The following is a 19,314-nucleotide window of genomic DNA, read 5'->3' as shown; positions in this document are numbered from 1 at the left end:
ATAGAGATCCATGATATTGGAAAATATCCATTCTCCGGAGGATGTGAAGGCGCTGGACAATAGCCAGCTGCCCCAGCTTTGTGGAGAACTCCGGGAATTTTTGGTGGAGAATGTGTCTCAAACCGGCGGGCACTTAGCTTCCAATTTGGGAGCTGTGGAGCTGACAGTTGCCATTCACCGGGTCTTTGATACCTCCAGGGACCGGCTGGTGTTCGATGTGGGGCATCAGTGCTATGTGCATAAGGCTCTGACGGGCCGAAAAGAGCTGTTTTCCACCCTCCGCCAGTTCGGGGGGCTTTCCGGCTTTCCCAAGCCCTACGAGAGCGTTCACGACGCGTTTATCGCCGGACACGCTTCCAACTCCGTGTCCGTGGCGCTGGGCATGGCACGTGCCAGAACATTGAAACAGGAAGATTACAGCGTGCTGGCCCTCATCGGAGACGGTGCCTTGACAGGCGGTCTTGCCTACGAGGGACTCAACAACGCCGGTGCCTCCGGGGAACCTATTATTGTCATCCTTAACGATAACGGCATGTCCATTAATCCCAATGTGGGTGCCATGCCGGATCATTTGAGCCGCCTGCGCTCCAAGCCCGCCTACTACCATTTTAAAAAGTGGTACAGAAGCCTTTTCGGCAAGCAACCGGAGAAAAACGGCCTTTATCGATTTAACCACCGGGTGAAATCCTTTTTGAAAAAAAGCATCTGGCCCCGCAGTACCCTGTTTGAGGACATGGGCTTTACTTACCTGGGCCCCATTGACGGCCATGACCTGCCTCGTTTGTGCGACATGCTTCAGTGGGCCAAGGAACAGGGTGGCCCTGTACTGGTTCACGTCCATACGGTGAAAGGAAAGGGATACTCCTTTGCAGAGCAGAACCCCGGTAAGTTCCACGGAATTGCTCCTTTCGATCCTGTCACGGGCCTTTTGAAAAAGCCCGGCGGGGAGAGCTTTTCCTCAGTATTCGGTAAGATCCTGGTGGATTGCGCCGCCCAAGACAGCCGGGTTTGCGCCATTACCGCCGCCATGGCGGATGGCACGGGACTGGGTCCCTTCGCCAAGGAATTTCCGGATCGCTTTTTTGATGTGGCCATTGCTGAGGGACATGGGGTCTCCATGGCAGCGGGACTTGCCAGCCAGGGCATGATTCCAGTGTTTGCTGTGTACTCCACGTTTTTGCAGCGGGGCTATGATATGCTGGTCCACGATGTGTCCCTTCAGAACCTCCATGTGGTGTTGGGAGTGGACCGGGCGGGCCTGGTGGGCGCCGATGGCGAGACCCACCACGGCTGCTTTGACTCACTGTTTTTGTGCGCAATCCCGGGTTTCACAGTGCTTTGCCCCAGTAACTTTGCGGAACTTCGAACCATGTCGCGTCAGGCCCTGTTTGACATCCCTGGACCTGTGGCCGTCCGCTATCCCCGGGGCGGGGAAGGGGCTTTCCGAGAGAACAAGGCGGGACCGGCTGCTGTCTGTCTGCGGCCGGGTACGGATGTGACCCTGGTTGCTTGCGGCATTTTGATCAACAACGCCCTTTCTGCGGCGGAGCTGCTGGAGAAAAAGGGCATCAGCGCGGAGGTCGTGAAGCTCAACCGCATCTCTCCCCTGGAGATCCGGGACATGGAGGGCTGCTTCGGGCATACGGATACGCTGCTGGTGGTGGAGGATTCTTTTGGTGCCGGCTGTGTGGGCCAGCGTCTGGCCGCCAAGCTGGCGGAGCGGGGCATGGCGCCTAAGAAATTGATTTTGCGGAATCTCGGCAAGACCTACGCCCCCGAGGGAAGCGTGACGGAGCTGGAGCACAGCTTCGGTCTGGATGCGGAGGGCATTGCGAAAGCCGTGGAGGAGGAACGACATGAGCAATAAAACACGGCTGGATGTGCTATTGGTTGAGCGTGGCCTCCAGGAAAGCCGCCAGAAAGCCCAGGCCACCATTATGAGCGGTTTGGTTTTTGTGAAGGGTCAGCGGGTGGACAAGCCCGGCACAGCCGTTCCCAATGACGCGGAGATTGAGGTCCGGGGCAATGCTTTGAAATACGTCAGCCGGGGGGGACTGAAGCTGGAAAAGGCCATGGCGTCCTTTCCTATTGACCTTCACGGCACCGTTTGCGGCGACATTGGTGCCTCCACCGGCGGCTTTACCGACTGCATGTTACAGAACGGCGCACGTAAGGTATACGCCGTGGACGTGGGCTATGGCCAGTTGGCCTGGAGCCTGCGCAGTGACGAGCGGGTGGTGTGCATGGAGCGTACCAACGCCCGATATCTGACTCATGAGCAGATTCCGGAGGAGTTGGACTTCGCATCCGTGGATGTGAGCTTTATCTCACTAAAGCTCATCCTGCCGCCTCTTTGCGGCCTGCTGCGGCAGGGAGGACACGTGGCGTGTCTGGTGAAGCCTCAGTTTGAGGCCGGTAAAGAGAAAGTGGGCAAAAAGGGCGTGGTCCGGGACCCGGCTGTTCATCTGGAGGTGCTGGAACACTTCTTGGAACATGCAAAGGAATCTGGCTTTACAGTCCTTGGGCTGACATACTCTCCTATTCGGGGGCCTGAGGGAAACATTGAATACCTGGGGTATCTGGAAAAAGGTGAATGGCAGGAGCAGACATTTGATCTAAAGGCTTTGGTTGCGGAATCCCACGAGACGCTGAAGGAGCACGGAGAGGGGAGCGGCCTATGAATCCAAAGAAAATTATCCTCTGTCCCAACCCTAGCCGGGACCGAGGGATGGCGGCCACCAAGGCGGCCCAGAAAATTCTCCATGAGATTGGTTTTCGCACGGTGGTGTGTTCTCCTTTCCGGGACCAGCGGGACGGAGCGTTTGCGGACTTTGACGTGCATCCTCTGCAGGCGGAGCTGCGGTCTGCGGATCTGCTGCTCACCTTTGGTGGCGACGGCACGATTTTACACCTAGCCAAGCTGGCGGCTCTCAATAAGATTCCCGTACTGGGCGTCAATATGGGAGGCCTTGGCTTTATCGCGGAACTGGAGGCCGGCGAGCTGGAGCTGCTTCGGAAGCTGGAAAACTGGGATTTCGAGCTGGAACAGCGGATGATGCTGGACGTGTCCGTCATTAGGGACGGCAGGCAGATTTACACGAATCTGGGGTTAAACGAAGCTGTCATCCGGGAGGGCCCCATTTCCCACGTCATCCATTTAAAGATTGCCTCTGACGGCCGCCATCTGGCGGACATCGCCGGCGACGGTGTTATCATTGCCACTCCCACGGGTTCCACGGCGTATTCTCTCTCTGCCGGTGGACCGGTGGTGGAGCCGGTTGCCCAGACCATGGTGGTTTGTCCCATCTGTATCCACAATATGCGCTTTTCCTCTTATGTACTCTCGCCGGAGCATACCCTCTCCATCGAACTAGAGCGCAATGGCCGTAAGCCGGTCTATCTGTTCGTGGACGAGAGCCGGGCTTTCGCGTTGAAGTCCGACGACCAGGTGCTGGTCCGTAAATCCAAATACACCACAAAGCTGGTCCGCCTGTCGGAAAAGAGCTTTTGTGAGATTTTTGCCCAAAAAATGCTTCCGGGAGGATTCCATGATGAAAAATGACCGCCAAAACATGATTCTGGAGATCATCTCTCAAGAGAATATCGAGACCCAGGAGCAGTTGCTCTCCCGCTTGCAGGAGCGGGGCATCACCAGTACCCAGGCTACGATTTCCAGGGATATCAAGCAGATGCACCTGGTGAAGGAGCCTGTGGGGCAGGGGGTGTACAAGTACGCTGTGTCCGGCAACCGGACGAAGCTGAACTTTGCTGAGAAGTTGCGGACTATTTTCCGTGAGAGTATCACCAGCATAGACTACGCCCAAAACATCGTGGTCATCAAAACCATGCCCGGTCTTGCCAGCGCTGCCTGTGCGGCACTGGATAACATGGAGTTCAATTTCCTGGTGGGTTCCCTGGCCGGAGATGACACTGCTTTTTTGGTAATGCGGGACACGGACTCCGCCGCAGAGTTCTGCGAAGAGATCAAAGAAATGCTTTGATGAGCGGTCCGCATCCCAGAATTTGCCTCTATTGAGGCCAAAAGGAGCAAATGCAGATGCTGGAATTGCTTCACATTGAAAATATCGCCGTTATTGAGGAGGCGGACATTCGGTTTCTGCCGGGCTTCAATGCCTTGACGGGTGAAACTGGCGCCGGTAAGTCTATCGTTATTGACGCCATGGGTGCCGTGTTGGGAGGGCGCACCTCCCGGGAAATCATCCGTACCGGGGCGGATAAGGCATTTGTCAGCGCGGAGTTCTCTGCTGTTCCAGCAAATCTTCCTGGACTTGTGGAGACCGGTGCGGCGCCAGACGAGGATGGAAACCTTCTTTTGCAGCGGGAGATTGGAGCTGACGGCAAAAACACGTGCCGTGCCAATGGACGGCCCATTACCGTCAGCCAGCTGCGCCAGATCGGTGCGGATCTTTTGAATATCCACGGCCAGCATGACGGCGCGGCCTTGTTGGACGAGGAGCAGCACCAGACCTATCTGGATCGTTTTGGCCGAACGGAGGAGGCCATGGCGGCTTACCGGAAGGAATATGATGCCATGGCGGACCTGTTGGGACGTATCCGGGCACTGAAAATGGATGAGGCGGAAAAGGCCCGGCGTATGGATAGCCTGCAATTCCAAATCAGCGAGCTGGAGCGGGCGGAACTGGTGCCCGGCGAGGAAGAAGAACTGCTCGCTAGGCGCAATCTGCTGCGCAGCGGAGAGAAGTATCTCTCTGCCCTGGCCGGTGCGGACTACTGCCTTTCCGGTGATGAAGAATCCGGCGGTGCTCTAGCGTCCATTAGGGACGCGGAGGAGGCCATCTCTGGCATCCGCACCTTGAGCGACGACTTAGGTGAGTTGTATAAACGATTGGAAACACTACGGTGTGAAGCTTATGACCTTGCTGAGATTATCCGGGACAAGCGGGTGGAATTTGACTTTTCCCCGGCAGAGTTGGACGCAGTAGAGAGCCGGACGGACCAGCTGTATCGTCTGAAAAAAAAGTACGGTGCCACTGTAGAGGATATGCTGGAATATCTGGACAGGTGCCGGGCGGAACTTGAAGCCATAGAAACTGCGGATGATACCTTGGCCCGCCTGGAGGCCAAGCTCGGGAAGGTCCAGCAGGCGGTAACTGTTGCTGGTGCGGCGCTAACCAAGGTTCGGATGGAAGCTGCCGCTGTTCTGGAACAGCGCATTCAAGCGGAGCTGCGGGACTTGGATATGCACAAGGTCCGCTTTGCCATTGACTTTGCGGAAAAGGAGCCCGGTCCAGATGGCTGTGACACCATCCGTTTCCTCATGTCTGCCAACGTGGGAGAGGATCTGCGGCCAATTGCAAAGATTGCTTCCGGCGGTGAGCTGGCCCGTATTATGCTGGCATTGAAAAACGTGCTGGCGGAGCAGGAAGCGGTGGCGACTTTGGTGTTCGATGAGGTGGACACCGGCGTTTCCGGCCGGGCGGCCCAAAAGGTGGCGGAAAAGCTTGCACAGGTAAGTCGACGCAAGCAGGTGTTGTGCGTGACCCACCTGCCGCAACTGGCTGCCATGGCAGACACCCACTTTTCCGTAGAAAAAGGGGAACGGAACGGCCGCACGTACACGAAGGTGGTCCTTCTGGACCGGGAGCGCCGTAAGGCGGAGTTGGCCCGCATCACCGGCGGCAGCCAGGTGACAGAGGCACTGCTGAGAAGTGCTGGGGAACTGCTGGACCAGGCGGAAAGGTATCGGGAAACGTTACCTTCGGCGAACGAGAGGCCTCTTGCTTATTGACAGTATCATTTGCATGCTGGGAAGCTGTCCGCCGCAATCTTCGGCTTTTGCCGGGAAAGCGGGGGCGGCTTCCTTTTTTCGGAGGCAGAAACGAAGGAATTTGTGTTGACAAACCCATGTTTATCGGATAGAATAACCCCTGTATATAGCGAAGAAACGGAGAAGTACGTGGAGACGCCTTGCCAAGAGAGCCCCTGGCCGGTGGAAAGGGGAGAAGGACGCCTGCGGAATACACCGTGGAGCTGACACCCAAACAGCGGCTTGACCGCTCAGTAGGCGTGTTCCGGGAGCGCCCGTTACCGCGCGGGAGTGTGTTGGCACTCCGCGAGGCTGTTTTCGTGAGGAAACGGCGAATCAGAGGTGGTACCGCGAAGAAGTTCGCCCTCTGTCCCTGCCGGGACGGAGGATTTTTTTGTTCTGTTCCGCAAAAATTATTTTGAACAGGAGAGACTACTATGCAGATCTATGAGGAACTGAAAGCCCGTGGACTCATTGCACAGGTAACGGATGAGGATGAGATTCGGGACCTGGTGAACAACGGAAAGGCCGTGTTTTATATCGGCTTTGACCCCACTGCCGACTCCCTTCATGTGGGCCACTTCATGGCGCTGTGCCTGATGAAGCGGCTGCAGATGGCTGGCAACCGGCCCATCGCCCTCATCGGCGGCGGCACCGGCATGATCGGCGACCCCTCCGGCCGTACGGACATGCGCCAGATGCTGACCCCTGAGACCATTCAGCACAACTGCGACTGCTTCAAAAAGCAGATGGAGCGGTTTATTGAGTTCGGCGAGGGCAAGGCCATGATGCTGAATAATGCCGATTGGCTCATGAAGCTGAACTATGTGGATGTGCTCCGCGAGGTGGGTGCCTGCTTCTCTGTCAACAACATGCTGCGGGCCGAGTGCTACAAGCAGCGGATGGAAAAGGGCCTTTCCTTCCTGGAGTTCAACTATATGATCATGCAGTCCTACGACTTCTACCACATGTTCCAGACCGTGGGCTGCAACATGCAGTTCGGCGGCGATGACCAGTGGAGCAACATGCTGGGCGGCACGGAGCTCATCCGCAAGAAGCTGGGCAAGGACGCCTACGCCATGACCATCACCCTGCTGCTGAACTCCGAGGGCAAGAAGATGGGCAAGACCGCCAGCGGTGCCGTGTGGCTGGATCCCAACAAGACCTCTCCCTTTGAGTTCTACCAGTACTGGCGGAACGTGGGCGACGCGGATGTGCTTAAGTGCATCCGGATGTTGACCTTCCTGCCTCTGGAGCAGATCGATGAGATGGATAAGTGGGAGGGCAGCCAGCTGAACACCGCCAAGGAGATTCTGGCCTACGAGCTGACGAAGCTGGTCCACGGAGAGGAAGAGGCTGAAAAGGCCCAGACCGCCGCCCGCGCCCTATTCGGCGGCAGTGGTGTGTCCGAGCATATGCCTGCCACGGAGCTTTCCGCCGACAAGTTTGAAAACGGAGCCATCGGCGTTATCAACCTGCTGGTGGCCTGTGGATTGTGCGTCTCCAACGGCGAGGCCCGGCGTCTCGTCCAGCAAGGCGGCGTTAGTGTGGACGACAAGAAGGTAACGGATATCACCGCCGCTTTCCACCAAGAGGACTTTGCTGGCGATGGTGTCATCATCAAAAAGGGCAAGAAGGTTTTCCACCGCGCTTTTGTAAAATAATCAAATAGCTTGGCAGGCAGACGCAGTGCTTCGGCATTGCGCCTGTTTGCGCGTTTAGAAAGGAATTGAGAACATGATCACAGTCAATGACGTCAGCATGAATTTCAGCGGACAGACGCTGTTTAAACATGTGGACCTAAAGTTCGTCCCCGGTAACTGCTACGGCATCATCGGCGCCAATGGCGCAGGAAAGTCAACTTTCCTGCGCATCCTCTCCGGCGACCTGGAGCCCACCACCGGCGAGGTCATCATTCCCAAGGAAGAGCGCATGTCTATTTTGAAACAGGACCACTTTCAGTATGACGCCTACTCTGTGCTGGACACCGTCATTATGGGCAACCAACACTTATACGACGTGATGAAGGAGAAGGACGCTCTGTACGAAAAGGAAGACTTCACTGACGAAGACGGTGTAAAGGCCAGTGAGCTTGAGGCGGAATTTGCTGAGATGGGTGGCTGGGAGGCTGAGAGCGATGTTTCCCGCCTGCTCCAGGGCCTGGGCCTTTCCAATGATATTTTGTACAGCGAGATGAGCAGCCTTACTGCCAAAGAGAAGGTAAAGGTGCTTCTGGCCCAGGCGCTGTTCGGAAAGCCGGACATCATCCTTCTGGACGAGCCTACCAACCATTTGGACATCCAGGCTATTGAATGGCTGGAGGACTTCTTGATGGATTGCGAAGCGCTGACCCTGGTAGTCAGCCATGACCGCCACTTCCTAAATACCGTGTGCACCAGCATCGTGGATGTGGACTATGGCCAGATTAAGATGTATGTGGGCAACTACGAGTTCTGGTACGAGTCCAGCCAGATGGTCCAGCGGATGATCCGGGACCAGAACCGGAAAAACGAGGAGAAGATCAAGGAACTGCAGCTGTTTATCCAGCGCTTCTCCGCTAACAAGTCAAAGAGTAAGCAGGCCACCGCCCGCCGTAAGCTCTTGGATAAGCTGACAGTGGAGGAGATGCCCGCTTCCTCCCGGCGCTATCCCTTTGTGGGATTTACCATGGAACGGGAGCCAGGCAAGGAAATCCTGACGGTGGAAAACCTTTCCAAGACTGTGGACGGACGGAAGGTGCTGGATAACGTCAGCTTCCGGGTGAACAAAGGGGATAAGATCGCCTTTGTAGGTGAGGATGAGATCGCCAAGACCACACTCTTCAAGATCATCATGGGCGAACTGGAACCGGACGAGGGCAACTACAAATGGGGCACCACCATTACCACCAGCTATTTTCCCCTGGATAACTCTGCCTTTTTCAACGACTGTGATCTGAACCTCCTGGATTGGCTGGCTCAATACACAGGTAATTCGGCAGAAGAAAGCACTGAGTCCTTCAAGCGGGCCTTCCTGGGACGGATGCTGTTTTCAGGCGATGATGTGTTCAAGCCGGTGAAGGTCCTCTCCGGCGGCGAGAAGGTCCGGTGTATGCTGTCCCGGATGATGCTGTTCGGCTCCAACGTACTCGTGCTGGACCAGCCTACCAACCACCTGGACCTGGAGTCCATCACTGCCGTTAACAACGGCCTAATCGATTTCAAGGGCGTTGAGCTGTTTGCTTCACACGACCATGAGTTTGTCCAGACTATCGCCAACCGAATCATGGAGTTTGTGGATGGGAAGCTCATCGATAAGATGTGCACCTACGACGAATATATCGAATCCCAGCGGGCGGACATGCTGACGCGGCTGTGAGCCCTGGCGCTGAACTGTTACCAAATTGCAGTTGACATAAAAAATGCCATCCTTATACTGCTTGTATAACAGCATGAGGATGGTATTTTTATGCAAAAACAGCAGCTTTTGGGAGCCGTGGCTCTGCTGGCGGCGACGGCAATTGTGGCCTGCATAGCGGGCCCGGGACCTGTAAAAGAGCAAAGCACGCCGCCGAAAGGAGAAGCAGTCCAAGTACTTTGCTCCACGCCTGTGGCCCGGGTGGAAGGGGAGCTCCGCTCCCCGGACGGACGGTTCCAGGTCCAGGCGGCGGGAGCCAGCGGCCAGTATGTCAGCGGCGTCCAGCCGCCGGAATTCGTCCAGGTGGTGGATGCAAAGACCGGAGATGTTTTGTGGCAGGACCAGGGCTGGGTTACCCAGACTGCTCTGTGGTCGCCGGACAGCCGGTATTTGGCCTTGGCTTACGGAGCCCGGATCTGGCAGGCGATCCGGGTTATTGAGACCAACACTTGGACTGGCTGGGATTTCACCCTGCCGGACGGCTCCCCCATCCCGGAATACACGTTTCTGCCGGATAATTGGGGAGACTGGCCGGAAGAGGACCACCTGCGGGTGACGGTAGGCCGGGGCGGTGACGCCGGAGAGCAGCACACCTACGCCTGCGCACTGGTTATGGACCAGGACCGCCTGACCGGAGCTTCCATGGAAGTGGTCCGGGAGACCCTGCCGGGGACATACGATTTTGACCACGACGGAGCGCCGGAGACCGTGGAGCGGTGGACATATGTATACCCCTCGGGAGGAGCGGAGCTCTATGAGCTGCGCATCTGGAATGCAGCCGAAGATCTGTGCTGGAAAGAGGAAGCGGGGGCTTCCCATACGGGGGAGAACGCCGTATACACTCTGAAAGTGGACGGACAGGATTATCTATTGCGTTATGTACCTTTTATGGGGCAAGGGTACTGTACGTATCATTACCAACTGTTTTCTTTGGATGAAAAGATGCAGCCAGTGGTGCTCTGGGAGGACCGTGTGGAGTTTGACATCAATTGGGGTTCTCCGTACCATAGCTTTGATTCAGAAACTGTGGCCGCGTTTTTATATGAGGTACACGGCTGGCTGGATAACGCCGAAGTACTGATAGATACCACTTTTGGTGAAGTGTACATTGGAGATGTGGATTATCAGGACTTGGATGCCATAGAGCTATGTCTGCGGGCCATGGAACAGCAATAAACGGCGCCGCCCTCCCCAAGCAGCGTTTTTCATGCATCTAACAGGCCGTACTGCACCAGTGCCCTCCGAATACGATCTCGGTTGGCGGGGGAGGGCTCACACAGGGGAAGCCGCAGGTCTCCAGCTTCCATGCCCATGAGATTCAGCGCCGTCTTTACGGGAATGGGATTTACCTCGCAGAAAAGGGCATCGCACAGTTCTTTCAGCTCCAACTGCAGTTTCCCCGCGGCGGCGAAGTCGTTGTCCAGGCATAGCGTTACCAATTCGTGCATTTTATCCGGCACCACGTTGGCCGCTACGGAGATGACTCCCACGCCGCCCAAGGCGCAGATAGGGACGGTCTGGTCATCGTTGCCGGACCAGATGGAAAAATCCGCCGGGCAGAGGTTTCGGGTCCGCTGAACGGCGCCAAGGTCACCGCCTGCCTCCTTGACGCCGTTGATGTTGGGGTGTTTCGCCAGTGCGGCATAGGTCTCCGGTGCAATGGTGACGCCGGTGCGGGAGGGGACGTTGTATAGGATGAGGGGCACAGTCACCGCGTCGGCGATAACGCCGAAGTGGTGGATGAGCCCCGCCTGGCTGGCTTTATTATAATAAGGCGTCACCAGCAGCAAGCCGTCCGCCCCGGCCCGCTCCGCGTCCCGGCTGAGGGCCAGGGCGCTTTCCGTGGAGTTGGAGCCGCTGCCGGCGATGACCGGCACCCGGCCGTCCACATGCTCCACGCAGTACTCGATGGTCCGCATCCGCTCCCGGTAGGTCATGGTTGCGGCTTCGCCAGTGGTGCCACAGACGATAATGGCGTCAGTGCCGCCAGCAAGCTGAAAGTCCAGTAGCCGTCCCAGGGCCCGCAGGTCTACAGCTTCCCGATTAAAGGGCGTGACAATCGCCACACCAGAACCTGTAAAGATAGATTCCTTCACAGAAAATCCGCTCCTTTTCAACATGATAGCGGTTTGGAGGACAAGAGAAAAGCAGATGCCCGAGCTTGGGCATCTGCTTTCTTTTGTAACGGAGGGGGAATTATTTGGCCTGGATGTAGCCCTTGGCGCACAGCAACTCCGCTAGGAGTACGGCGCCGCCGGCGGCACCCCGGAGGGTGTTGTGGCTGAGGCAAACGAACTTGTAATCGTACTGGGTGTCCGGGCGCAGACGGCCAATGGACACGGCCATGCCATGCTCCAGCATCCGGTCTAGCTTTGTCTGGGGACGGTTCTCCTCCTCGAAATAGTGGAGGAACTGCTTGGGGGCGGAGGGGAGGTCCAGCTCCTGGGCGGGGCCTCGGAAGGCGGCCCAGTCAGCTTTGATCTGATCCATGGAAGGTTTGCAGCCATCTTTGAACTTCATGAACACGGCAGCCATGTGACCGTCCTGGCAGGCCACCCGGAAGCACTGGGCGGTGATGGAGGGACCGTCGGCCTTGACGATTTTGCCATCCTCAATGTGACCCCACAGTTTCAAAGGCTCCTGTTCGCTCTTTTCCTCTTCGCCGCCGATGAAGGGGATGCAGTTATCCACCATTTCCGGCCAGCGCTGGAAAGTCTTTCCGGCGCCGGAGATAGCCTGGTACGTGCATACCAGCGCTTGCTCCAGACCATATTTTTTCAGCGGGTGTAGGGCGGGGACGTAGCTTTGGAGGGAGCAGTTGCTCTTCACGGCGATGAAGCCCCGCTTGGTGCCCAGACGCTTACGCTGGGCGTCGATGACAGCGATGTGGTCAGCGTTGATTTCGGGCACTACCATGGGCACGTCGTCGGTCCAGCGGTGGGCGGAGTTGTTGGAGACAATGGGACATTCCAGTTTGGCGTACTTTTCCTCCAACGCCCGGATGTCCTCCTTCTTCATATCCACGGCGCAGAAGCAGAAATCCACCATAGCGGCCATTTTTTCAGCATCGGCCTCGGCGTCCAGTACCACCAACTTTTTGGCCTCCTCCGGCAGGGAAATGTCCAAAGCCCAACGGCCCTCCACAGCTTCTTCATAGGTTTTCCCGGCGCTGCGGGCACTGGCGGCGAGGGCGGTCAGCTGGAACCAAGGGTGGTTTTCCATAAGGGTGATGAAGCGCTGGCCCACCATACCGGTGCAGCCGATGATACCGACTTTGTACTGTTTCATAATCGTTTCCTCCTGGGAGGGGGCGCCGCGGGGGGCCTCCGTCGATTTTGGTTGAATGTACCGTGAAATTGTACTATAATATCTTTTATTAGAGAAAAAATCTTTTTGTACATCTGTGACGGACATTTGTATGTATGATAGCATACTTTCGCGTGACCGTCAACGCCGGAACCATAGGGAGGATGCATGAAAAAAGGGTTGGCTGCCTTGCTGGGCGTTGTGACATTTTTCACTTTAACGGCGGTTTCTGCCGAAGCGGCAGAGCGGGACACCCTACGGGTGGGACTGCGGTACGGCACTTCCGCCCTGTTTTCCGCCAATTTGGAAAACGCTGTGGGAGAGGGCTATGAATTTGGTTATTTTGAGAATGGCCGGGACTTTGTGGCGCTGGGCTGGACGGAGGAGACATGCATTTCCATGACTGCCGCAGGCACAATATATGTAGATGAGGCTGGCAATTATTCCTCTGTGGGCGGTAGGGAGGTCATGGGACCGTGGCATGTTCAGCTGGACGGTATATATGATGACTACGACCAGTGCGCGGAGGAGGCTTGGGATCTGGGAGGCTGGCCTGCTTATATCGACGGGGAATTCGTGGTCCGTTTTGGATGCTATGAATCCCGGGGCGATGCCCAGGATGCATTGGAGGATCTGGGACTGGACGGTGAGGCGGTAAAATCCTCCTCCGCCGGTGTGATAGTGACCCGCACCCGCACTACCGAGGTGCTCTTTGAGTTCCAGAATGGCTGGGACCTGTCTTTGGGTGTCATGCCACAGGCGGGACGGCGAGAGGAGCCTGTCACTTGGTTCAAGGGCTACAAATACAAGGGCGGTTTTGAGTATGTCCGACCCAGCGGTGGCGATCTGCGAGTCATCAACGTGGTGGACCTTGAGGATTACGTGAAGGGCGTGGTGCCCTATGAGATGAACGGTGACTGGCCCTTGGCTGCGCTGGAAGCCCAGGCAGTCTGTGCCCGGACTTTTGCTTGCCGTAATACTAAGCATCAAAATTACGACTTTGATGTGTGCAGTGGAACCTGCTGCCAGGTGTATAACGGCACCAATACCGCCACGGATCTCTCTGACGAGGCGGTGGAAAACACGGAGGGAGAGTGCCTGTATTACGATGGGGAGCTTATTGAAGCGGTATATCACTCCTCCAACGGCGGTGCCACTGAGGATGCAGAAAATGTCTGGGGCGGACGGGTGCCCTATCTTCTGGGAAAAGAGGACCCTTATGAAGAGCTGACCTCCATTCCCAATTACAACTGGTCCGTTACGTATACGGCAGACCAACTGACTTGGATTCTGCAGCAGAAAAACTATACCATTGGAGATATTGAGGACGTGTATGTCTCGGCTGTTACCGATATGGGGAATGTAGCTGCTGTCACTTTTGTGGATACAGACGGTGAGATACTGACGTTGAAGGGAGATACTGCCCGCACGGTGTTTTACAGCAGCACCTACCAAAAATCTGTTCCCAGTTTGCGTTTTTCCATTAATGGCAAGGGTGGCGGAACGGTGACAGCAGGCAGCGGAGGCTATTACGTCAATGGTGCTCAGAAACTCTCTTCCTTGGAGGGCGCCATCGCCATTGCCACCGGCGGGAAAAAATCCGAGCTGTCTGACGGGAGCTGGTATGCCATCACTGCCGATGGTGTTACAAAGCTCTCTACCGGCACAGTCTCCCGCAGGGTGAACACCTCCTCCAATGGTACCTTCACCATCACCGGCTCCGGCAACGGTCACAACGTGGGCCTCAGCCAGTACGGTGCCCGGGCCATGGCGGAGGATGGATATGATTATGAGGAAATATTGGAATTTTACTATACGGATATTACCATCAAGTGAGGAACCTAACAAACATGAAAACCAGTGACTTTTACTATGACCTACCTCAAGAACTCATTGCGCAGACTCCTTTGGATAAGCGGGACACTTCCCGTCTCATGACACTGGACCGAGTCACCGGGGCTGTGGAGCATCATCATTTTTACGAGCTTCCGGACTTTTTGAACCCCGGCGACTGCTTGATTCTGAACAACTCCCGGGTGCTACCGGCCCGTCTTCTGGGCCAGCGTCTGCCTGGCGGCGGAGCCTGTGAGATCCTGCTTCTCATTGACCGGGGGGACAAAGTGTGGGAGTGTCTGGTGCGGCCCGGCAAAAAACTGCGTCCCGGTGCCAGGGTTTCCTTTGGAAACGGAGAACTGACAGCGGAGATCGTGGGTGAGGTGGAAGGCGGCAACCGTCTGGTTCGTTTCGACTATGAGGGTATTTTTCTGGAAGTGTTGGAACGTTTGGGAAAAATGCCTCTGCCTCCCTATATCAAAGAGGAACTTCAAGACCAAGAGCGGTATCAGACGGTGTACTCCAAGGTGTTGGGTAGCGCGGCGGCTCCCACGGCGGGGCTCCATTTTACGCCGGAACTGCTGGAGAAGATTGCCTCCAAGGGCATCGGCATCGGCTATGTGACCCTTCATGTGGGCCTTGGTACTTTCCGCCCTGTGAAGGAGGAAGAGATCACCGACCACGAGATGCACAGTGAATTTTGCACCATTCCACAGGAGACGGCGGATCTCATCAACCGGACAAAAGCCGGCGGCGGACGCTGCATCTGCGTGGGTACCACCTCCTGCCGGACCTTGGAATCCTGGGCGGCGGAGGATGGACACATGGAAGCCAAGGCTGGGTGGACCAATATCTATATCTACCCCGGCTACCACTTCAAGGTCATGGATGGCTTGGTGACAAATTTCCACCTGCCGGAAAGCACACTTATCATGCTGGTGTCTGCTTTTGCCGGACGGGAGCATGTGCTGGCAGCCTATGCGGAGGCAGTTAAGGAGCGCTATCGGTTTTTCTCCTTCGGCGATGCTATGTTTCTGCGCTAAAATTTGAAAAACCGGATTACGGACGCCCTGGGTGTGGACCTGGGGCGTTTTTCACTAAAAAGTTTGCAGTTTTTTAGGACAAACGTTTGCAAAACAACTTGACGTTAGGTGCTGCGTATGATATTCTCATGATAACCTCTTTGCACTGCATCACGCTTTAACAAGCGCCGGACAACAGTACAAACTGAGCAGGCGGTGGACCATGTCCATGCGCCGGGCCGCTTCGGTGGCAGCGGATGACGCCCATCCGCGGGACAGTAGGACTCTGTGCCGCGGGTGTTTTTTTGCACCCTTTTTTGTGAAGCAGGGGAGAGCTATCTGCCAAAATATTTTATGGGAGGTAACTGATGGACCCTAAACAACATGAAAAGGTGGCGGTCAGCGTTTCTGCCGTGACGATTGCCATCAATCTGGCCCTGGCGGCCTTCAAATTTCTGGCGGGCTTTCTGGCCCATTCTGGCGCCATGATCTCCGACGCTGTTCATTCGGCCTCGGATGTTTTGGCTACATTTATTGTTATTCTGGGGGTAAAGCTGGCGGGCCGGGACGCAGACCGGGATCATCCCTACGGCCATGAGCGGCTGGAGTGCATCGCCGCTTTGGTCCTGGGTGTGATCCTGGCGGCTACCGGATTGGGTATCGGCATATCCGGTATCCGAAAAATTGCCGGTGAAGAGGCGCTGGTGGTGCCAGGAGCCTTGGCCCTCATTGCCGCAATTGTTTCCATCGTGGTGAAGGAGGGTATGTTCTGGTACACTTGGTTGGCCGCGAAAAAAATTAATTCTAGCGCATTGAAAGCGGAGGCCTGGCACCATAGGTCTGATGCCCTTTCCTCTGTGGGCAGCTTCGCTGGTATTCTGGGTGCCCGCCTGGGGTTCCCAGTGCTGGACAGTGTGGCCAGTGTGGTCATCTGCCTATTCATACTGAAAGCTGCATGGGATATTTTAAAAGATGCTCTTTCCAAAATGACAGATCATGCTTGCTCGCCGGAGCTGACGGCGGAAATGAAAGAGACCATTCTGTCTCAGCCGGGTGTACTAGGACTAGATACTTTGAATACCCGCCTTTTTGGAGACCGGGTGTATGTGGATGTTGAGATTCAAGCGGACGGAGACTTGCCCCTGCGGGTGACCCACGCCACGGCACAGGCAGTCCACGACACGCTAGAGGCCAAGTTCCCTCAAGTGAAGCACTGTATGGTCCACGTGAATCCGGCGGAGGAGACCGCTTAAACCGACAGCCGCGGCAAACTGCCGCGGCTGCTGTTTTTTCGTCTTGCGCCGGAGGGGCGGGTATACTATAATGGACAAAAGATGAAAGGGGGAAGCGCCTGTGGAATTGACCGGTCTGCCTAACATTGGGACTGTCCTGGCGGAGAATTTGCGCCGGGTCGGCATTACCTCGGCAGAGGAGCTGCGTGCTGCCGGCGCCTGTGAAGCTTGGCTTCGTATTCGCACGCAGGTGGACCCTGGAGCATGCTTTCACCAGCTCACCGCTTTGGCGGGAGCAGAGGTGGGCCTTCCTAAAAAAGAACTGCCTCCGGAACGGAAAGCGGAACTGCGGGCTTTTTTTGACCGCGCAAAAACATAAGAAGCGAGAGAAAATATGTTCAAAATCATCAAAACCGAAGGCCGCGCCCGCCGCGGCGAGTTTTCCTGTGCCCACGGCGGCGTGGTCCAGACGCCGGTGTTTATGAATGTGGGTACCCAGGCTGCCATCAAGGGCGGCGTTTCCGCCCACGATTTGAAGGAAGTGGGCTGCCAGATCGAATTGTCCAATACCTACCATTTGCACCTGCGCCCCGGTGACCAGCTGGTGCGGCAGATGGGAGGCCTCCACAGGTTTATGGATTGGGATGGCCCCATCCTAACAGACTCCGGCGGATTTCAGGTTTTTTCCTTGGCGTCCCTGCGGAAGATCAAGGAGGAGGGGGTCTATTTTTCCTCCCACATTGACGGACGGAAGATTTTTATGGGGCCGGAGGAATCCATGCGCATCCAGTCCAACCTGGGCAGCGACATCGCTATGGCTTTTGATGAGTGCGTGGAAAATCCGGCGGCCTACGAATACGCCAAGGCCAGTTGTGAACGTACGCTGCGGTGGCTGGAGCGGTGCAAGGAAGAGCATGACCGGCTGAACAGCCTGCCGGAAACAGTGAATCCTCAGCAGATGCTCTTTGGCATCAACCAGGGTGCCACTTACGCGGATCTGCGTGCCTGGCATATGCGGGAGATTGCAAAAATTGACTGCGATGGTTTTGCCATCGGCGGCTTGGCGGTGGGTGAGCCAGCGGAGGTCATGTACGAGATGATTGACGTGGTGGAACCTTTTATGCCAAAGGAAAAGCCCCGTTACCTCATGGGAGTGGGTACACCCAGCAACATCATTGAGGCTGTCAGCCGGGGCGTAGATTTCTTTGACTGCGTGATGCCTTCCCGGAACGGTCGCCATGGAAAGCTTTTCACCTGGGAGGGTACTGTGAATATCTTGAATGAAAAGTATGCCACAGATGACCGTCCCATCAGCGAAAGTTGTGGCTGTCCTGTGTGCCGCAGTTTCTCCCGCGCGTATCTGCGGCACTTGTTCAAAGCAGACGAGGTGTTGGCCCTACGGCTTGCTGTGCTCCACAATTTATATTTTTATAACGACTTAATGGCAAAGATCCGACAGGCTTTGGATGAAGGAACCTTTGCCGAATTCCGGGGTCGGTATAGTGGGCAGTTGGAAAAACGGGCGTAACAGACTCTGCGGGCCTTGAAATTTGCGGATTACAAGAAAGTTCTTGCAAAACCTGTTGGGTTTGGTATAATAGTTCCGTTCTGAATACACAAAAGAAAAGGAGTTTTCTAAAAATGGAAGGTAGCACCTATTCTATCGTAATGCTGGTTGTCATGCTGGTAATTTTCTACTTCCTGCTGATTCGTCCTGAGAATAAGCGGAAGAAGAAAGCGCAGGAGATGCGTGACAGTATCAAGAAGGGCGACACCATCACTACCATTGGTGGTATTGTTGGCCGCGTGGTCCAGGCTGGTAAGGACACTCTGGTCATTGAGACTAGCGAGGACCGTGTCCGCATGGAGATCACTCGCTGGGCTGTTTCCACCACTGGCGTTCAGACCACTGACCAGCCCACGGAGGAGAAGTCTGATAAGTCCGATAAGAAGAAAAAGAAGGAAGAGCCTGCCGCTATCGAGGAAAAGGCTGCTGCTTCTGATGAGGCTCCCGTTGAGGAAAAGAAAGACTGAACCATTCATAAACATGACCTCCCTGGTCATATATTCCATTAGGAATGTATGACCGAGGAGGTATTTTTATGTCGAAAAGTCGGAAACAGGTGCCCTCGTGGCGGGTCTTCATATGGGGCATACTGGTGTCTCTTGGCGTGTACTTGGGCCTTTTGATGTTGCTTACGCTGCTGGCTGTACGAGGCGTTCTGGGAGAAGGGGGGATATTCCCTACTATTGCCGTGGCGTGCGGAGTGTCCGCGCTGACTGGAGGACTGGTGTGTGTGTGGAATGCGCCGATGGACCGTCTTCCGGCGGCCCTCCTATGTGCTTTTGGGTTTGCGGTGATATTGTCACTGGCGTGTTTGCTGTGCTGGGAGGGAGGAATCACGGTCCGGGGACTCGTGCTGCTGGGGTGCTTGATGGCTGGCGGGCTGCTGGCTGGTGCGATAGGTGGTAGGCGGGGACGCCGAGTGAAGGGACGCGCCCGACGCCACGGATAGAGAGTTGTCATTTTTACCAAAAATGTCCGGTGGGCACCGGGACTGTCCACATCCCGGCGCTTACTGGATAAAGTGGGGGAGAAGGGAAGGCTAATACGTAAATATGGGGCATTTTGTGGGGCAAGTCTACAAGATATAGCCTTTGCGGAACTACAGTGTTCCTAAAAAAACGTCGCGGTTCTGTTGGTTAACATAATGATGTTAACATAATAATTTGTAAT

General features: G+C 55.8%; 16 protein-coding genes, 1 riboswitch and 1 other annotated feature. Of the genes, 14 read left to right on the top strand and 2 right to left on the bottom strand.

What is annotated here, in order from left to right; all coding sequences use genetic code 11:
* Nucleotides 1-10: 10 nt before the first annotated feature.
* The 8 genes from dxs to ACTQ4R_RS01790 all read left to right on the top strand — a co-directional run bounded on the left by dxs (nt 11) and on the right by ACTQ4R_RS01790 (nt 10,360).
* Nucleotides 11-1,867 carry a 1-deoxy-D-xylulose-5-phosphate synthase gene (gene dxs, locus ACTQ4R_RS01825; RefSeq protein ID WP_441625271.1) on the top strand — a complete coding sequence of 619 codons (1,857 nt, stop codon included), beginning with the start codon at nt 11-13 and terminating at the stop codon, nt 1,865-1,867.
* Nucleotides 1,857-2,681, top strand: coding sequence for a TlyA family RNA methyltransferase (locus tag ACTQ4R_RS01820; RefSeq protein ID WP_441625269.1), 825 nt, complete (start codon nt 1,857-1,859; stop codon nt 2,679-2,681). Before dxs ends, ACTQ4R_RS01820 begins: the two co-directional genes overlap by 11 nt.
* Entirely contained in the window at nt 2,678-3,562 is an 885-nt protein-coding gene (locus tag ACTQ4R_RS01815) for an NAD(+)/NADH kinase (RefSeq protein WP_441625267.1), read from the top strand. Before ACTQ4R_RS01820 ends, ACTQ4R_RS01815 begins: the two co-directional genes overlap by 4 nt.
* On the top strand, nt 3,549-4,001 hold the full coding sequence (argR, locus tag ACTQ4R_RS01810; protein WP_441625265.1) for an arginine repressor: 453 nt from the start codon (nt 3,549-3,551) through the stop codon (nt 3,999-4,001). Before ACTQ4R_RS01815 ends, argR begins: the two co-directional genes overlap by 14 nt.
* Before the next feature lie 56 nt (nt 4,002-4,057).
* Nucleotides 4,058-5,770 carry a DNA repair protein RecN gene (recN, locus tag ACTQ4R_RS01805; protein ID WP_441625263.1) on the top strand — a complete coding sequence of 571 codons (1,713 nt, stop codon included), beginning with the start codon at nt 4,058-4,060 and terminating at the stop codon, nt 5,768-5,770.
* A gap of 142 nt (nt 5,771-5,912) precedes the next feature.
* Nucleotides 5,913-6,159: a binding site (T-box leader), on the top strand.
* Nucleotides 6,160-6,225: 66 nt separating this feature from the next.
* Entirely contained in the window at nt 6,226-7,452 is a 1,227-nt protein-coding gene (gene tyrS / locus ACTQ4R_RS01800) for a tyrosine--tRNA ligase (RefSeq protein WP_441625261.1), read from the top strand.
* Between the two features lie 73 nt (nt 7,453-7,525).
* Nucleotides 7,526-9,145 (top strand): ABC-F family ATP-binding cassette domain-containing protein, encoded by a 1,620-nt coding sequence (locus ACTQ4R_RS01795; RefSeq protein WP_441625259.1) that lies wholly within the window; start codon nt 7,526-7,528, stop codon nt 9,143-9,145.
* A gap of 90 nt (nt 9,146-9,235) precedes the next feature.
* Nucleotides 9,236-10,360: a hypothetical protein gene (locus ACTQ4R_RS01790; protein ID WP_441625257.1), complete on the top strand. Its 1,125-nt coding sequence runs from the start codon at nt 9,236-9,238 to the stop codon at nt 10,358-10,360.
* Between the two features lie 29 nt (nt 10,361-10,389).
* On the opposite strand, the gene dapA is transcribed toward ACTQ4R_RS01790, so the two are convergent.
* On the bottom strand, nt 10,390-11,280 hold the full coding sequence (dapA, locus tag ACTQ4R_RS01785; protein ID WP_441625255.1) for a 4-hydroxy-tetrahydrodipicolinate synthase: 891 nt from the start codon (nt 11,278-11,280) through the stop codon (nt 10,390-10,392).
* Nucleotides 11,281-11,380: 100 nt separating this feature from the next.
* Nucleotides 11,381-12,472: an aspartate-semialdehyde dehydrogenase gene (gene asd / locus ACTQ4R_RS01780; protein WP_441625253.1), complete on the bottom strand. Its 1,092-nt coding sequence runs from the start codon at nt 12,470-12,472 to the stop codon at nt 11,381-11,383.
* Between the two features lie 186 nt (nt 12,473-12,658).
* Here asd and ACTQ4R_RS01775 point away from each other — a divergent pair, with 186 nt between their 5' ends.
* The 6 genes from ACTQ4R_RS01775 (at nt 12,659) to yajC (ending at nt 18,611) form a co-directional block, all read left to right on the top strand.
* Entirely contained in the window at nt 12,659-14,326 is a 1,668-nt protein-coding gene (locus ACTQ4R_RS01775; RefSeq protein WP_441625251.1) for a SpoIID/LytB domain-containing protein, read from the top strand.
* A 14-nt stretch (nt 14,327-14,340) separates the two neighbouring features.
* A complete protein-coding gene (queA, locus tag ACTQ4R_RS01770) occupies nt 14,341-15,366 on the top strand; it encodes a tRNA preQ1(34) S-adenosylmethionine ribosyltransferase-isomerase QueA (RefSeq protein WP_441625249.1) in 1,026 nt (341 codons plus the stop codon).
* A gap of 174 nt (nt 15,367-15,540) precedes the next feature.
* Nucleotides 15,541-15,626, top strand: a riboswitch (NiCo riboswitch).
* An 87-nt stretch (nt 15,627-15,713) separates the two neighbouring features.
* Nucleotides 15,714-16,598 carry a cation diffusion facilitator family transporter gene (locus ACTQ4R_RS01765; RefSeq protein WP_441625247.1) on the top strand — a complete coding sequence of 295 codons (885 nt, stop codon included), beginning with the start codon at nt 15,714-15,716 and terminating at the stop codon, nt 16,596-16,598.
* Nucleotides 16,599-16,698: 100 nt separating this feature from the next.
* The gene (locus ACTQ4R_RS01760; RefSeq protein ID WP_441625245.1) at nt 16,699-16,956 is read left to right on the top strand and encodes a TfoX/Sxy family DNA transformation protein; all 258 of its coding nucleotides are present in this window, start codon (nt 16,699-16,701) and stop codon (nt 16,954-16,956) included.
* 15 nt (nt 16,957-16,971) lie between these two features.
* Nucleotides 16,972-18,105 carry a tRNA guanosine(34) transglycosylase Tgt gene (gene tgt, locus ACTQ4R_RS01755; protein WP_441625243.1) on the top strand — a complete coding sequence of 378 codons (1,134 nt, stop codon included), beginning with the start codon at nt 16,972-16,974 and terminating at the stop codon, nt 18,103-18,105.
* 113 nt (nt 18,106-18,218) lie between these two features.
* Nucleotides 18,219-18,611, top strand: a complete 393-nt coding sequence (gene yajC, locus ACTQ4R_RS01750; protein WP_441625241.1) for a preprotein translocase subunit YajC — start codon at nt 18,219-18,221, stop codon at nt 18,609-18,611.
* The last annotated feature ends 703 nt before the right edge of the window (nt 18,612-19,314 follow it).

It is taken from the genome of Dysosmobacter sp. Sow4_B12 (genome assembly GCF_052116665.1).
Classification (GTDB): domain Bacteria; phylum Bacillota; class Clostridia; order Oscillospirales; family Oscillospiraceae; genus Oscillibacter.
The sequence above is the reverse complement of the archived record's forward strand: the minus strand, read 5'-3'. Positions and strand labels throughout refer to the sequence as shown.